Origin of the sequence: Furfurilactobacillus cerevisiae (genome assembly GCF_048961765.1) — a bacterium.
Taxonomy (GTDB): Bacteria; Bacillota; Bacilli; order Lactobacillales; family Lactobacillaceae; genus Furfurilactobacillus; species Furfurilactobacillus milii_A.
In genome coordinates this window covers 1,397,383-1,412,671 of record NZ_CP185253.1, presented here as the reverse complement: position 1 = coordinate 1,412,671, position 15,289 = coordinate 1,397,383, and the positions used below count along the sequence as shown (strand labels likewise).

The 15,289-nt window shown below is 44.4% G+C and carries 15 protein-coding genes; 2 read left to right on the top strand and 13 right to left on the bottom strand.

The window, feature by feature from the left end; all coding sequences use genetic code 11:
• Positions 1-5: 5 nt before the first annotated feature.
• From coaD to pdhA, 12 genes are all read right to left on the bottom strand, one after another.
• Entirely contained in the window at positions 6-509 is a 504-nt protein-coding gene (coaD, locus tag ABUE36_RS06750; RefSeq protein ID WP_161001177.1) for a pantetheine-phosphate adenylyltransferase, read from the bottom strand.
• Positions 502-1,083, bottom strand: a complete 582-nt coding sequence (gene rsmD / locus ABUE36_RS06745) for a 16S rRNA (guanine(966)-N(2))-methyltransferase RsmD (protein WP_161001176.1) — start codon at positions 1,081-1,083, stop codon at positions 502-504. The genes coaD and rsmD overlap by 8 nt, the downstream gene beginning before the upstream one ends.
• Positions 1,083-2,024 (bottom strand): DUF2129 domain-containing protein, encoded by a 942-nt coding sequence (locus tag ABUE36_RS06740; protein ID WP_421017442.1) that lies wholly within the window; start codon positions 2,022-2,024, stop codon positions 1,083-1,085. The genes rsmD and ABUE36_RS06740 overlap by 1 nt, the downstream gene beginning before the upstream one ends.
• Positions 2,025-2,095: 71 nt before the next feature.
• Positions 2,096-3,271, bottom strand: coding sequence for an FtsW/RodA/SpoVE family cell cycle protein (locus ABUE36_RS06735; RefSeq protein WP_161001174.1), 1,176 nt, complete (start codon positions 3,269-3,271; stop codon positions 2,096-2,098).
• A gap of 312 nt (positions 3,272-3,583) precedes the next feature.
• Positions 3,584-5,431, bottom strand: a complete 1,848-nt coding sequence (typA, locus tag ABUE36_RS06730; protein ID WP_017262038.1) for a translational GTPase TypA — start codon at positions 5,429-5,431, stop codon at positions 3,584-3,586.
• A 110-nt stretch (positions 5,432-5,541) separates the two neighbouring features.
• On the bottom strand, positions 5,542-6,321 hold the full coding sequence (locus tag ABUE36_RS06725) for an inositol monophosphatase family protein (RefSeq protein ID WP_161001173.1): 780 nt from the start codon (positions 6,319-6,321) through the stop codon (positions 5,542-5,544).
• A gap of 50 nt (positions 6,322-6,371) precedes the next feature.
• Complete coding sequence (locus tag ABUE36_RS06720; RefSeq protein ID WP_161001172.1) at positions 6,372-6,647, bottom strand: UPF0223 family protein; 276 nt, start codon at positions 6,645-6,647, stop codon at positions 6,372-6,374.
• Positions 6,631-7,581 carry a hypothetical protein gene (locus ABUE36_RS06715; RefSeq protein WP_421017441.1) on the bottom strand — a complete coding sequence of 317 codons (951 nt, stop codon included), beginning with the start codon at positions 7,579-7,581 and terminating at the stop codon, positions 6,631-6,633. Before ABUE36_RS06715 ends, ABUE36_RS06720 begins: the two co-directional genes overlap by 17 nt.
• A 260-nt stretch (positions 7,582-7,841) precedes the next feature.
• Positions 7,842-9,272 carry a dihydrolipoyl dehydrogenase gene (gene lpdA, locus ABUE36_RS06710; RefSeq protein ID WP_421017440.1) on the bottom strand — a complete coding sequence of 477 codons (1,431 nt, stop codon included), beginning with the start codon at positions 9,270-9,272 and terminating at the stop codon, positions 7,842-7,844.
• Positions 9,273-9,279: 7 nt separating this feature from the next.
• A complete protein-coding gene (locus ABUE36_RS06705) occupies positions 9,280-10,608 on the bottom strand; it encodes a 2-oxo acid dehydrogenase subunit E2 (protein ID WP_161001169.1) in 1,329 nt (442 codons plus the stop codon).
• 64 nt (positions 10,609-10,672) lie between these two features.
• Positions 10,673-11,650, bottom strand: a complete 978-nt coding sequence (locus tag ABUE36_RS06700) for an alpha-ketoacid dehydrogenase subunit beta (RefSeq protein ID WP_017262044.1) — start codon at positions 11,648-11,650, stop codon at positions 10,673-10,675.
• A 2-nt stretch (positions 11,651-11,652) separates the two neighbouring features.
• Positions 11,653-12,768, bottom strand: a complete 1,116-nt coding sequence (pdhA, locus tag ABUE36_RS06695) for a pyruvate dehydrogenase (acetyl-transferring) E1 component subunit alpha (RefSeq protein ID WP_421017439.1) — start codon at positions 12,766-12,768, stop codon at positions 11,653-11,655.
• A gap of 557 nt (positions 12,769-13,325) precedes the next feature.
• Here pdhA and ABUE36_RS06690 point away from each other — a divergent pair.
• Both ABUE36_RS06690 and ABUE36_RS06685 read left to right on the top strand, forming a co-directional pair.
• On the top strand, positions 13,326-13,937 hold the full coding sequence (locus tag ABUE36_RS06690) for a peptide deformylase (protein WP_161003065.1): 612 nt from the start codon (positions 13,326-13,328) through the stop codon (positions 13,935-13,937).
• Positions 13,938-13,957: 20 nt separating this feature from the next.
• The gene (locus ABUE36_RS06685; protein WP_161001166.1) at positions 13,958-14,407 is read left to right on the top strand and encodes a MarR family winged helix-turn-helix transcriptional regulator; all 450 of its coding nucleotides are present in this window, start codon (positions 13,958-13,960) and stop codon (positions 14,405-14,407) included.
• Between the two features lie 113 nt (positions 14,408-14,520).
• On the opposite strand, the gene ABUE36_RS06680 is transcribed toward ABUE36_RS06685, so the two are convergent.
• Positions 14,521-15,048, bottom strand: a complete 528-nt coding sequence (locus ABUE36_RS06680) for a hypothetical protein (protein ID WP_421017438.1) — start codon at positions 15,046-15,048, stop codon at positions 14,521-14,523.
• Positions 15,049-15,289 lie beyond the last annotated feature (241 nt).

Sequence of the window (15,289 nt, the reverse complement as noted above, 5' to 3'; positions counted from 1 at the left end):
AATTATTAATTCATCTCTTGCCGTTCCTGTTGCCGTTTCTCCTGCAAATGGGTCCACACAACAGCTGGTACAAATGCTGAAACATCACCGTCAAAGTGAACGATTTCTTTCAGAATACTGGAAGAAATTTGCGCATTCTCAGGCTTTGCTAACAAAAAGACAGACTCAACATCCTCTGCTAATGTGCGATTCATATTGGCAATATCGCGTTCATAATTAAAATCCTGATCATTGCGTAACCCACGAATCAAAAAGGTAGCGTGGTGCTCATGCATAAACGTAACCGTCAATCCACTGATGGTTTCAACACTAACGTTTGGTAGGTTGGTCGTGACAGCTTGAATCATGCCAATTTTTTCTTCAACGCTAAATAGCGGCCGTTTACCTGTATTAGTGCCAACGGCAACAATGAGCTGATCAAACATGTGACTGGCACGCTCAATGATATCCAAATGACCGTTCGTCAGTGGATCAAAACTGCCTGGAAAAACCGCAATTCGTTTACTCATCTTCGCCGGTCTCCTTTTTTATGACTTGATACCGATACACCATCACGTCCGTAATGCCATAGTCCCGATGATGAGTTTGCGTAAATGCACCAAAATTCTCTGGCAATTGAGCTTCCTGATTTGTTTCAGCAATTACCTGCGCCCCATCATTGAGTAATCCGTTTGCTGCCATGAAGTTGAGATTATCGATAATTTTCTGTTTTGCGTATGGCGGATCTAACAAAATTAGGTCAAATCGCTGTTCTTCTGCAACCAAGCGTTTGAGCACATTGTTAGCTTCACCCTTGATTACCGTAAACTGATCTGCTGATTTTGTGACCGCTATATTAGCCTTAATGGTCTTAATTGCCTGATACTGATGATCAACCAATACGGCCTCAGCCATACCGCGTGATACGGCTTCAATAGCCAAGCCACCTGATCCGGCAAACAAATCCAATACCCGGCCACCGTCAAAATAAGGTCCAATCATACTAAACATGGCTTCTTTGACCTTGTCCGTAGTGGGACGCGTTAACGACCCTGGAACTGCTGATAACGGTCGTCCGCCAAACTCGCCTGCAACCACTCGCATTAATGTGCCTCCGTCGATTTTGTTGCCGCTGAGTCTGAATGATCAGCTGACGTTTGGTCAGCGTCAGGGATAGCATCAGCCGCACCATCATTCTCTGTATGAGTCACGAAATTAGCGTTAACCCCTTCGCCAACAAACGGGTCAATTTCTGGCCGTTCACTGACCATTACACGTCGAACAAACGATAATTTGTTGATTGCTTGCTGATTTCGACTAATGTCATCCTGATCCATGTAAATGACAACGTAGTGTAGCTTCTTTGAAATGTACTCGATATCGCCAAATCGTCTAAGTTGCCGAACCTGACGCAAATTGCGGACAAACACATGCAACGCCTGGCGAGGTTGGGGCGCCAATTTTTCAGGCTCGTGATTAACAAAAGCATCGGCCAGATTAGCGCGAACGACGACCTCCTCGGATTTAGCAGGAACGCTTTGCCTGTCAGTCCCTTTTACAGGCACCGTTGGTGAAATTTTCTCATGTTGAGTTTCACTCTTTGAGTGACTCATCGATGAGTGCGTGGTTGTTCTGTTTCTATGGGACCGAGAAACCGTCTTTTTTTGTTCTGATTCGCGTTTTACACCATGTGAATTCGTTTTAACGGAATGTGATGCAGTAACCGTCTTTTCGCCAGTATGTACATTATCCTGTCTCGAAGTTGGGTTGGGTTTACGTTGCGAACGACGACAGCGATGCTGACCTGTGGATCGATTCTGACGGCCGCCATCACTTGTCGTTTTAACAGTTTTGTCCTGTTTAGCACTAGGACTTTGTTGCGCCTTTTTCTCTTCTTCATTAGCTCTGTTATTGGGTTTATTGTTTCTCTGTTGATTTGATTTGGACCGCCGACGGGGATGGTGATTATTGCGACGTGGCGCCTGTTTCTTTTTATCAGTTGAACCCTTTGAGCCGTTGACTTGGCTTGTTTGTTCCTCGCTCATAAAACGTCCTCCTTACTCTTTTATTTCAATATTTTTCCAGATGACATTATCACAGCTATATATAATTCAGCTTACTTAACAGTTGCCCTTTCAGCACGTTCAGCGATTTGTGCACGCTTTTCACGGGCAGAAATATTTAAGAGGATACCCATTGACATAGACAGCACTAACATAGATGAACCACCGTAACTAATAAACGGCAAGGTCACCCCAGTGATAGGAAGCGCACCAACGACACCGCCGACATTAAACAATGACTGCACGGTGATGAGCGCCGCAATGCCATAACAAACTAACGATTCATACATTGTAGATGCCCGCTTGCCAATTTGAATAGCCCGCCCAGCAATTGTTCCTAGCAGAGCGAGAATGATCAGCACTGCAATAACACCCAGCTCTTCACTGGTTACTGCCAAAATAAAATCAGTGTTAGGTTCTGGCAGATAGCCCATTTTTTGAATACTATTTCCCAAACCGCGACCAAATAGACCACCATTACTAATCGCATAGTATGAATTAACGAGCTGTCGACCAACAGTTTTAATCGTTCCAAATGGATCGATAAAGGCGACAAACCGTTGTAATTGATAATGCTTAGTCCACATCGGCGAGTTCAAGTTTGTGTGTGACAAAAAGCCTAACATTGCCAAATAGCCAATAAACAGAACACCAACAATTTCGGTAGGCACATTATGTTTGTTACCACTGCTCAACATCATGATCAAAATAATAAACCAATCAATCGCTGCACCACCAGTGTCTGGCTGCATCAGAACTAAACCAATCATGACAGCAAATAAAATTAGCGGCGCACGCATCGTATGCCAATAACGTTCCTCTAAACTAACCTGATGCGAATCCATATAGTGGGCCAAGAAAAGCACAATATAAAGTTTTAAAAACTCTTCAGGTTGAATGTTTACTGGGCCTAAATTAATCCAGCCCTTGGCCCCGTTGATCCTCGCACCGATAACCAACACGATCAGCACCAAACCTAACATAACAAATGTCGCGATTTCGACGTAGGAACGCCGTCTTAACACTGATAGTCGAAGCCAATAAAAAAATGCGGCTAAGAAAAGTCCAATAATTACGTACGCGGTCTGTTTAATCAGGTATCCATTTGGCGTACTACCATTGCTGATGGCCACGTTAGCACTAGCTGAATACACCATCACGATACCAACCAGGCTGAGAACGATGTACGGAATTAAAATATAGTAATCAAGAATCTTAAACTTTTTCACATCGTTTTCCTCACAAAAAAATTCTTTTCATATTATAGCATACGCTCACGTCTGCTTTGCCGACAAGCCAATCATCTACGGTTTTTATTTAACATTTAACTGTGTGATGAGCACTTAGTAAGATGCTGATTGGAAACGCCACCCCACTAAAACCTGAATTCACCTGCGAACAACTACAAATTTTTATACGAGATTAATAATCATAATTCGCGTTTCATAAGTCATCCCACAAAACTAGGCACTGTCAGTGACTGTATACCGCAAGATTTAAAAAAAGCCCTGTCACAAGGACAAGGCTTTTAAAAGACAAATTTAGTTGTCGCGGGCAGCAGCCTTACGACGCTTAGAAGCTTTTTCACGTGCGTTTGTTTCCAGAATTTGTTTCCGCAAACGAACGTGTTCAGGTGTGATTTCACAATATTCGTCTTCGTTCAAGAATTCGAGTGATTCTTCAAGCGTCAAGTGTGTTGGCGTCTTGATTGTCGCAGTCATATCCTTGTTTGAAGAACGAACGTTAGTCATGTTCTTACCCTTGGTAACGTTGACAGAAATGTCGTTTTCACGGCTATTTTGACCAACAATCATCCCTTCGTACACAGTGGTACCAGGATCGATGAACAATTGACCACGTCCTTCAACACCCATCATGGCGTACGTAGTTGCAGTACCTTGGTTAATTGAAACCAAGGTTCCGTTCCGACGGCCAGGGTTCCAGTTTTTAATAACTGGCATGTACTTGTCGAAGGTATGGTTCATAATCCCATAACCACGCGTCATGGATAAGAAATCAGTTGAATAACCAATTAAACCACGTGAAGGCGCCAAGAACTCTAAACGAGTTTGACCATTACCTGTGTTTTCCATATTCTTCATTTCACCTTTGCGTTGAGACAAGGAGTCGATGATGGAACCAGCGTATTCTTCAGGTGTGTCAATTTGAACGGCTTCAAATGGTTCTTCCATCGTACCGTCGATTTCACGGTAGATAACTTCCGGACGTGAAGCTTGTAATTCATAACCTTCACGACGAAGAGTTTCAATCAAAATTGATAAGTGTAATTCACCACGACCAGAAACCATCCATGCATCTGGTTCGTCGGTGTCTTCAACACGTAACGAAACATCAGTGTGTAATTCCTGCTTCAAACGTGATTCCAGCTGACGAGTTGTCACAAACTTACCTTCTTGACCAGCAAGTGGTGAGTCGTTCGTCCGGAATAACATTTGCAGAGTTGGTTCGTCAATCCGCAAAACAGGCAATGCTTCTTGGTGGTCCTGTGGTGTCACAGTTTCACCAACGTTGATTTCTTCCATCCCGGAAACGGCGATCAAGTCACCAGCCTTGGCTTCGTTAACTTCAACCCGTTGCAGACCTAAGAAACCATACAGTGTCGTTACACGGAAGTTCTGTGTTGAACCGTCCAGCTTCATAACAGTAACGTTATCGCCGACTTTGATCTTTCCACGGAAAATCCGGCCAATTCCGATACGACCAACGAAATCATTGTAGTCTAATAAAGCAACTTGGAACTGCAAAGGTTCGTCTTCGTTATCGATTGGTGCTGGGATCGTCTTTAAAATGGTATCAAAGATTGGTTTCATCGTGTGTTCTTGCGTAGACAGGTCTGAATCGTATGAAGAAGTCCCGTTCATGGCAGAAGCATAAACAACTGGGAATTCCAATTGGTCTTCGTCCGCACCAAGTTCGATGAACAAATCAAGCACTTCGTCAACGACTTCTTCAGGGCGAGCACCTGGACGGTCCACCTTGTTGATGACAACGATTGGTGTCAAGTGTTGTTCCAATGCCTTTTTAAGCACGAAACGTGTTTGTGGCATGGTTCCTTCATAGGCATCCACAACCAATAACACACCATCAACCATCTTCATAACACGTTCAACTTCACCACCGAAGTCCGCGTGTCCTGGTGTATCCAAGATGTTGATCTGCTTGTCACCGTACTTAACGGCTGTGTTCTTTGACAGGATCGTGATCCCACGTTCCTGTTCGATTGCGTTCGTATCCATTGCACGATCCGCGATTTCCGTGTGGGAATCCAACGTATCGGATTGCTTCAATAATTCGTTAACTAAAGTTGTTTTACCATGGTCAACGTGGGCAATGATAGCAATGTTACGAATATCGTCTCTAGTTTTCAAAGTGTAACTTCCCTTCGTTTCAAATAACTTAAAATTAATCGGTAGCGCGCACCCTTATACAAGGCGTAAAAAAACTGTGACTCCTCGTTAACTCGTGTCACAGTCCGACATTACGCGGTTTGCATGGCAACAATAGCTTTTTGTGCCTGCTTCGTAGCTACTAATACAACGCCATATGATAGCACAGTCGGCGTTTGACCGTCAACTGTGGACACTACTAAACCCAGTTCTTCTGCTAAAATTTTTCCTGTCGCAAAATCCCAAGGCCTCAAATATGAGATATAACACACTTGCTGGCCGCGTAAAACCTTTGTGAAAGCAATGCCTGCGCTGCCAACGATTCGCATGCCTAAACTCGCAGCTGCAATCGCCTGCATATGATCCACATCGTGAGTAACTAGTGGACCGGATAATGCTGCCAAGCCTTCGCTCAACGGTAAATTGGCCGGAGCTGTCATTTTATCATCATTGAGCCAAACGCCAAGCCCCTTAGCGCCATGAAATAACCGGTTACCCATAACGTCACACAGCCATGCTGCCTGACCTACACCATCAATGTAAAGTGACAACATAATGGCAAAATCATCCCGTTGTTTGACAAAGTTCATCGTGCCGTCCAACGGATCGATGATCCACAACCGCCCTTTGTCATCTTGAACGTCATCGCCAAGTCCCTCTTCGCCGAGAATGCGTGCGGTTGGATCCGACTCACGAATATGGGCTACGAAACGCTGTTCGTTTTCCTTATCAACTTGTGTAACCAAGTCACGACGACCGGACTTCTGTTCAACGTCTAGCGGTTCATGAAAATGCTCTAAAATATTAGCCTTCGCCTCATCAATCCAGGCCGTAACTTGTGCATTCCACTTTTGATACGTTGCTTCTTGCATCCAATTGTTCCTTTCTGCATTTTTACACTAAATATTTTTCAAAATGACGCTTACTCAATTCGTAGCCGTTTGCGAGAACTGCCCTGAGCTTGTTTAATTGTCGCGTAAATACTGACGCCAGCCTGTTTTTCAAACTGCCGATCTAGCTGACGGCGTTGACCTTTTGATGGCATCATTTGCGTAAACGCTTCGTACGCTGCCAATAATTTTTCCCGATCGACACCGGTCTCATTGGCTTCCAAAACTAATTCGTATAAACGAGTGGCAATAACGATCTCTTGACGAGACCACTGTTCGTCCAACGGTAAATCAATGTTCGTCTTCATCGTCGTCCTCTTCCAAACTTCCCTTTTCAATCGCCAATGTAGTGTCACGAACTTGACTACCAATTTCGTCTAATTGACGTTGCTCCAAATCAGAATAACTTACATCAACGAGTTTTGAAACCCCGGCTGCATTGACACGAACTGGCGTGCTGAATGGTGTCACTCGTTCTTCAGTAATCGTCAGCAAATTGGTTAAAGAACCGATAAACGGATGATCGAAAAAGATTCCATTCAAAATTTTAATTACTGACTGCGCGTGCAATGCATCATTAGTCGAAATGGCAGTTGCATTCAGCTGTTGTTCAATCTCACCTAATTCAGCAGCATCGAAGTTAATATCCTCATTTGCCATCAACGAAAGCACCGGTGCCGGTCCGACTGTTGATCGGCTCCAAGCAATCAAGTGATCATTGGCAATTCCCACTACGTAGGCATGCAAACTATCAAGCGGCACATTAAATGTTCTCGCTAAAGTGTTATTTAAAATTGTTGTGTGAGCTAATGTCCCAACACCAATGCAGTTGCTGACGCCAACACCGGAAAACTTCTGGGCAAAGTATGTCAACAAATCGTCATATTGACTGGCGACAATCATCTTCCCCTTAAAGCCTTGTGCCATCGCCTCACGAATGAAGTTTCGCAAACGAGGCATTACGACGCTCAACGCATCATCACGTTCCGTCCCAGCTTCCATCGGCGCAATATCGCCGAAAATAATAGCATCCGCTGTTACTAGGTCAGTTTGCGTCGCAATTTTAACGTTTAAATTCGTGCAGCCTTCAGCAGCTACTTGTGTATCCGCGTAAAGCTGATCAGCAGCAACGTCCCCAGAATCCATAACAGCCATTCCAATTGGTAAATCCAACGCGATCAAACTGGATAACAATAATTGATTAAATCTCCCGGTCCCATATAGCACTACATTTGGCTTCATTAACAGACCATCCCTCTTGAATAAAACGTATTAAGTAAAGCAATAAATATGCGTTTGACTCAATTAATTGAAATATTAGTTTATTTTTACCATAATTTTACCCAAGCGGCTCCGAATATCAAGTAAATCAGTGCATGAGACTGTAATTGCACTACGCAATCCACAAAATTGGTGAGCACAATCAGTTATCTGCATTATTTTCCGCAAAAAAAGAGGCTGTTACCAGCCTCTTTTTCAGTAATGATGTGTGCATTACGATATTAGATATGAGTTGGGAAACCAATTGCGATATCCGCAGCTTCTTGAATCGGTTCACTCAAAGTTGGGTGTGGGTGAATGGTCAAAGCAACGTCTTCGGCATTCATGTGTGAGTTAACTGCCAAACTTAATTCAGCGATTAAATCACTGGCATCTGGGCCAACAACCTGGGCACCAACAAGGGTGTTGTCTTCCTTAGTTGTGACCAAACGAACGAATCCATCTGCTTGATCCATTGAAACCGCCCGCGCATTCCCAGCAAATGGGAACTTAGCGGTGCTAACTTCCAAACCGGCATCCTTGGCTTCAGCCTGGGTGTACCCAACCGTGGCTAATTCAGGGTCTGCGAAACAAACGGCAGGAACACTTACATAATCGTTTGCAGTGTGGTGACCTGCAATTGCACCAGCGGCAACCTTACCATTAAAGAAGGCTTTGTGTGCTAATGCTGGACCATTGTTCACAATATCACCGATTGCGTAGATATGCGGAGAAGCTGTCCGACCTTGATCGTCAACGTCAATGAAACCACGTTTGTCAGTCTTAACGTCCGTGAATTCAAGCCCAAGGTTGTCTGTGTTAGGCTTGCGACCAACAGTGACCATGCAGTAGTCAGCCCTGATTGTTTGAGCCTTGCCATCAACTTCATAAGTGACAGTCACAGAATTGTCATCCTGTTCAGACTTCTTAGCCATCGCGCTCGTAATAACATCAACTTTGTGAGCCTTCAAGTTCTTGAGCACAAGTGAAACCATGTCTTTTTCAAAGTTAGGCAGAATCGATGGTGTGCCTTCAAGAATCGTTACGTGAGCACCGAGGTTAGCATAGGCACCAGCTAATTCAGTCCCGACATAACCACCACCAATAACAACCAGTTCCTTAGGAATCTCTGGCAAGTTCAGACCGCCTGTTGAATCGATAACCCGACCTTCAAATTTGAAGTTAGGAATTTCGACTGGTCGTGAACCTGATGCAATGATCAAGTCTTTAAAAGCCAGCGTCCGACCTGTGTCACGGCTCATGAACTGCTTTGGCCCAGGAGCGATAACACGTAACTGAGTATCACTGTCTAGTGTGGCTTCACCACGGATCACTTCAACCTTGTGCTTCTTCAACAACATGGCAACCCCGCTGGTCATCCGGTCAACAACCTTCTTTTGCTTCCATTCTTGCGTTTTAGCAAAGTCGATTGTAGCTGGACCAGCTGTTGTAATGCCATAAGTTGAGGCATCATTTGCTTCTTGCAAACGGTGGCCAGCTTGAATTAATGCCTTTGAAGGAACACAACCGACGTTTAAACAAACACCGCCGAGTGTTTCTGATTGTTCAACCACCGTCACTTGTTGGCCAAGTTCGGCTGCCCGAATAGCGGCAACGTAACCGCCGGGGCCTGCACCAATAATCACCGTGTCTTTTTGTTCTACATCAGCCATTGTTAAATCATCCCTCCATTAACAGCATGTCTGGGTCGTGCAACAATTGCTTCAACTCGTTCAATGCGCGTTGTGCAGTTGCACCATCAATCAAACGGTGGTCATAACTCAGTGACAGCTTCAACATGTTACCAACAACGATTTCACCATCGTCGTTGACATATGGTTCTTTAGCAATCTTACCAACACCAAGGATCGCAACTTCTGGGTAGTTAATAACTGGTGTAAACCAGCCACCACCGATAGAACCAACGTTACTAATGGTGATGGAACCACCGGACATCTCAGCAGCTGACAGCTTATTGTCTTGAGCCTTCTGGGTGTTATCAGCGATTTCTTTAGCAATTTCAAACATACCCTTGGAATCAGCATTCTTAACATTTGGTACATACAGGCCATGTGGTGTGTCCGTAGCAATACCAATGTTGTAATAGTGTTTGTAAACAATTTCTTGAGTACTGTCATCAATTGACGCATTCAAGGTTGGGAAGTCCTTTAAGACGGCAACCAAAGCCTTGGCAACATATGGCAAGAAGGTCAAATGAATGTCACGGTCAGCGGCAATTGCCTTGTACTTCTTCCGGTTAGCCATCAATGCAGTCACATCGACATCATCAAATGAAGTTACGTGTGGTGCAGTGTGCTTAGAGGTAACCATTGCTTTAGCAATAGCCTTCCGTGTCATTGACATTGGCTCACGTGTTTCAAGATCAGGCGTTGCTGAAACGTATGGCTTGATTGGAGCTGCGGCAGTGTCAGCAGGAGCACTCGCTGCGGCAGCTGGTGCAGCCGTAGTTGCAGCTGGTGCGGCACCATTCTTAGCGGCATCAACGTCACTCTTTAATACCTGACCATGCTTGCCAGTTGGGGCAACAATTGAAATATCGACATTGTTGTCACGAGCGTATTGACGAACCGAAGGCATTGCCAACACAAGTTTACTTGGGTTGCTCAATACAGGGTTCGGGTTGGCACCGGTAGCTGGTGCGGCTGGCGCTGGTGTGGCAGCAGGTTCTGGAGCTGGGGCGGCACTTTCAGGTGCAGCAGAAGCTTCGGCTGGTGCTGCAGGCGCAGCGTCATCATCAGGTGTGTCAGGTGAGCCATCGTCGATCTCAACTAATGGATCGCCAATCTTAGCAGTTTCACCTGCTTGCATAAAAATCTTTTTAACGGTACCAGCAACTGGTGATGGTAATTCTGAAACGGACTTGTCGTTTTGAATTTCTACCAGGGTGTCATCTTCAGCGACCTTGTCGCCTTCCTTAACATCCCAGGCAGCAATTTCACCTTCGGCCATTCCTTCACCAAGTTCTGGCAATTTGAATTTGTAGGACATGGAATATCTTCCTTTCATCGAATTTACGGGTGGACCCGTCTGATCTGATTATCAAACGTCAGTATCAGTATGTGAGGATTTCACGAACCTTTGCTTCAATTTCAGCGGCATCCGGAATCCAGTCGTCTTCAGCCAAAGCAAATGGGTAAATGCTGTCTGGAGCGGCTACCCGTCCAATTGGGGCGTCCAATGAAAGAATGTCGTTTTCAGCGATATCAGATACAACCGTCGCACCGACACCAGCCATCCGTTGTGCTTCTTGAACCATCACAACATGATGCGTCTTGTCGATTGACTTGAAGATTGTGTCTGTGTCAATTGGTGATAAGGAAACCAAATCGATAACTTCAACAGAAATGTTTTCCTTAGCCAGTTTGTCAGCAACCTTCAGTGCTTCATTAACTTCAGCACTGTAAGCAACAACGGTGATATCAGTTCCTTCGCGAACCACTTTGGCAGTGTCCAACGGAACCGTGTACTTGTCGTCTGGCACTTCAGCCTTCATGGAACGGTACAACTTCAAGTTTTCCATGAACAATACGGGGTCGTTGTTTTCAACAGCTGAAATAATCAAGCCCTTTGCATCATAAGGATTGGAAGGCGTTACCACACGCAATCCGGGAACATCAGTGAAGAAACTTTCCAAGTTATCTGAGTGCATTTCAGCGGTGTGTGTCCCACCACCAAATGGTGTCCGAATCGTGATTGGCATATTCTTTTCGCCACCGAAACGGAACCGTGTCCGTGACATTTGACCAGCAATGGAGTCAACAGCTTCAAATGTGAAACCCATAAATTGGATCTCAGGAAGCGGCCGCCAACCAGTTGCTGCTAGTCCCATTGCTAAACCAAGAATACCTGATTCAGCCAATGGTGTGTCAAATACCCGGTCTTCACCGTACTTGTCTTGTAATCCTTGAGTGGTACGGAAAACACCACCGTTTTTACCGACATCTTCACCGAAGATTAACGTCTTGTCATCGTCGCTTAAGACCTGATCAAGTCCGTCAGTAATCGCTTGAATATAAGTTTTCGTAGCCATGATTACTTCGACTCCTTTGCTTCAAATTCGGCAATTTGTGCCTTGATGTTCGGAGTTGGTACTTCGAACGTGTTCTTTAACATTTCAACATTTGTTTGTTTAGGTTCTGCATCGGCAGCTTTTAAGTCAGCCTTGAACTGCGTCTTGCATTCGTCAGCATAGTCACTTTCCTGTTGATCGGACCAAAGTCCTTTGTCTTCCAGTACCTTGCGCAAACGGATTAATGGGTCGTTATCATGCCAAGGCTTTTCTTCTTCCTTAGTACGGTAACGCGAAGGATCATCACCGGCTGAGCTGTGGGCACCATAACGGTAAGTTAAGGTTTCAATCAGCACTGGCCCATTGCCTGCTGCGTACTCACGAGCAGCTTTAGCAACAGAATAAACAGCCAAGATATCCATCCCGTCAACCTGAACAGAAGGCATTCCGGCAGCAACGGCCTTTTGAGCCAACGTTGTGGCAGCCGTTTGCTTCTTCCGTGGAACGGAAATTGCAAAGCCGTTGTTTTGAATGATGGCAACTAATGGGGCTTGGAAGGCACCGGCAAAGTTCAAGCCTTCATACGTATCACCTTGCGAAGTCCCACCATCACCGGTGTAAACAAAGGCAACGTTGTTCTCACCGTTCTTCTTAATTCCTAAAGCAGCACCGGCAGCTTCAACGAATTGAGCACCGATAATAATTTGTGGCATCCATGCACGATACTTTGGATCATACTGATTACCCTTAACATGACCACGTGACCATAGGAAGCCTTTTTCAACTGAACCACCGTGTTGGATCAGTTGTGGTAAGTCACGGTAAGCCGGGAACAAGAAATCCTGAGGTTCAAAAGCTGAGACACTGCCCATTTCACTGGCTTCTTCACCAGCCGTTGGAGCGTAGAACCCTAACCGACCTTGACGTGAAAAGCTCATGGTTTGCTCATGTAAAGCACGTTCCCAAACCATTTTCTTCATGAAATCAACCAGTTGTTCATCACTAAATGAGTCAAACACCTCTTGATTAACAACTTTGGCAGAACCGTCTAGAACTTGAACCATTTTGTATTCACTACCGAGATTTTCCTTAATCGCAGCAAAGTCTACAATTGGCTTAGATGAATCGTTGTTTGCCATAATGCACACATTCCTTTCTTTTTCTGATGACAGCTTCCATCCGCTCACTGTCTAAGACTTGCAACAAGCAAATGTATGCGCTTTCATCTTTCACCGACAATTGTAACGCTAGATAGAAATCGTTTGCAAGGGGTTTCATAATTGTTAAAAAGCTCACAAAAAACCTTGGCACACCCCATTTACTTGTGAAGTTTCTGAACATTTTTGGTGCTTTTTGTATAGCAACCAACCAATCGAACATAAAACGCTGTTACATGAACTTTTTACCAGCGTATTAAATGTATAATCACGTTTTCATACTTCTTTCACATTTCACATGCCAATATTTTTATACTGTGAAAACAAATTTAATAACATTAAAATAAGTTTTCTTTGCGTCGGTTTTCACGAAGCGTTGTTAGCTTACTTAACGGACATATTTGCTTTCAAACGTTGAAGTATCAACACTTTGCGTCCATTGTTTGACTTCTGTTTCGATTCGTCTTCGCGCTTAGCCGTTCCGAAATTTCTAGCGTATGGTACACTATTTGTTAGTAGTATATGAGGAGGAACAGCACGTGATATTAATGGACAACATTATTCGGGATGGTAACCCTACCTTACGCAAGTATGCTGACAAGGTCACCTTTCCACTTAGTCAGGAACACCAACAACTTGCAAAGGACATGATGGAATATCTGGAAGTTAGTCAAAATCCGGACCTTGCTGAAAAGTACGGTCTCAGAGCAGGAGTCGGTCTAGCTGCCCCGCAAGTGGACGTTTCCATTCAAATGGCAGCCGTTCTGGTACCCTCACCTGTAGAACCAGATGATCCAGATAATCATGATGATGTCTTAAAGGCTGCCCAGGAAGCTCAAGACAACCCAGTCTTTAAGGATGTAATTATTAATCCCGTCATCGTTAGCCAATCTGTTCAGCTTGGGGCACTGTCCGAAGGTGAAGGTTGCCTGTCCGTTGATGAAGATAAACCTGGTTATGTGCCGCGCGCTGATCGCATCACTTTACGTTATCAAGATGTTGACGGTAACGACCACAAGGTTCGGTTGAAAAATTATCCCGCCATTGTTTGTCAGCATGAAATTGATCATCTGCACGGTGTGCTATTTTATGACCATATTAATAAGGAACAACCATTTGCGGCCGAAGAAAACACACTGTTGATTGGTTAAACACCTGGAGGTAAGCAATCATGGCATTTTCACCATTAAACGATGATCTTATTGCCCAGTTAAACACCGCCTCAAGAAAACTAACAGCGTTGCTCGACGATCAATTACGACCGCTTAATCTCTCGGCAAGCAATTATTATCTCCTTTTAAAGATCGATGCCAAAACCGGTTTAACACAGGATCAGTTATATCGACGGATTTATCTCAGCCCAAGCAACGTTACGCGACGGTTGGACCAATTGATCAACTTAGGCTTTGTACGCAAGGTCAAAACGGATACGGATCGACGGGCATGGCGCGTTTTACTGACCGATGACGGTGCCCATTTGATCGACAAAATAAATAATCAGTTACAGCATGTTAATGACTTGACCTTTGCAGGTCTCAGCAGTACAGAACTAACCTCGTTGTCGGCCATGTTGAATACAATTGACGACAACCTGAGTGAAAACTCGGCACATCATAATTAAATTTGAGTCAACAAAAACCGTTTTGAATTAGCAGCCATGCTAGTTCAAAGCGGTTTTTGTTTTTAACTATACATATAAAGTTAACTATAAAGCCAACGTACAAATGATTATCCTTAGTGGTTTTCTTCAGCATTGGAGGCTGGCATTTTTTCCGAAGGGTTAAGTCGTTTAAGATCCTGAACATATTCAATGGTAGATTCATTCATTAAATAGGCAACATCAATGTGCAATTGCCCCTCAAATAACCACAAATCAGTCACAACAAACGTGGGATGGCTCGTCGATAACCGTTTAACATGATTTTTGACTGCATACTCTCCCAGCGCATTGTTTAATGGTCGCCTTAAGGTGGGCAGTTGATCTGCCTGCAAATTGTCGACAGTGATGCTGAACTCAAAGGCCATCACGCCGCGGCCCCAAACGTCAGCCACAGTGTCAGACGCTGTAAAATGATTTTGGTTTTGGCTCAAAGTGTGTTCGTCAGCCAACTGATTCAGTGCACTTGTCATAGCACTTTCCGTCGTCGCCTGAGCATCATTACGAACAATGCTTGTCGCCCGGCGAATAATCAGACGATGAATATAATGATAAATTAAATATGCGAGGATAATTCCTATAATAATGATTAGTGCCAGTTTCATTCAGAACCCCTCCGTTTCTACACCTAATTTTACCATATCTTCTCGTTAGTAACCGCTAGTCGACGGTAAATCAATCCGTATTTTCTGGAAATAATTTCCTACACCAGCGAATGACCTTGTAAATGAGCCTGAATACACTGGCAATGCGCCGTGTGAGTGTACATCGACAGCCGGCTATGGTAATATTGAACTCAAATGTTGTGTTCGCGCAACCGCTGTTCGGGAGAAAACACCTTAATTT

Bases quoted from the DNA above. Each gene is read 5' to 3' on its own strand.
- coaD (WP_161001177.1), bottom strand. From the start codon at position 509: ATGAGTAAACGAATTGCGGTTTTTCCAGGCAGTTTTGATCCACTGACG.
- rsmD (WP_161001176.1), bottom strand. From the start codon at position 1,083: ATGCGAGTGGTTGCAGGCGAGTTTGGCGGACGACCGTTATCAGCAGTT.
- ABUE36_RS06740 (WP_421017442.1), bottom strand. From the start codon at position 2,024: ATGAGCGAGGAACAAACAAGCCAAGTCAACGGCTCAAAGGGTTCAACT.
- ABUE36_RS06725 (WP_161001173.1), bottom strand. From the start codon at position 6,321: ATGCAAGAAGCAACGTATCAAAAGTGGAATGCACAAGTTACGGCCTGG.
- ABUE36_RS06720 (WP_161001172.1), bottom strand. From the start codon at position 6,647: ATGAAGACGAACATTGATTTACCGTTGGACGAACAGTGGTCTCGTCAA.
- ABUE36_RS06715 (WP_421017441.1), bottom strand. From the start codon at position 7,581: ATGAAGCCAAATGTAGTGCTATATGGGACCGGGAGATTTAATCAATTA.
- lpdA (WP_421017440.1), bottom strand. From the start codon at position 9,272: ATGGCTGATGTAGAACAAAAAGACACGGTGATTATTGGTGCAGGCCCC.
- ABUE36_RS06705 (WP_161001169.1), bottom strand. From the start codon at position 10,608: ATGTCCTACAAATTCAAATTGCCAGAACTTGGTGAAGGAATGGCCGAA.
- ABUE36_RS06700 (WP_017262044.1), bottom strand. From the start codon at position 11,650: ATGGCTACGAAAACTTATATTCAAGCGATTACTGACGGACTTGATCAG.
- pdhA (WP_421017439.1), bottom strand. From the start codon at position 12,768: ATGGCAAACAACGATTCATCTAAGCCAATTGTAGACTTTGCTGCGATT.
- ABUE36_RS06685 (WP_161001166.1), top strand. From the start codon at position 13,958: ATGGCATTTTCACCATTAAACGATGATCTTATTGCCCAGTTAAACACC.
- ABUE36_RS06680 (WP_421017438.1), bottom strand. From the start codon at position 15,048: ATGAAACTGGCACTAATCATTATTATAGGAATTATCCTCGCATATTTA.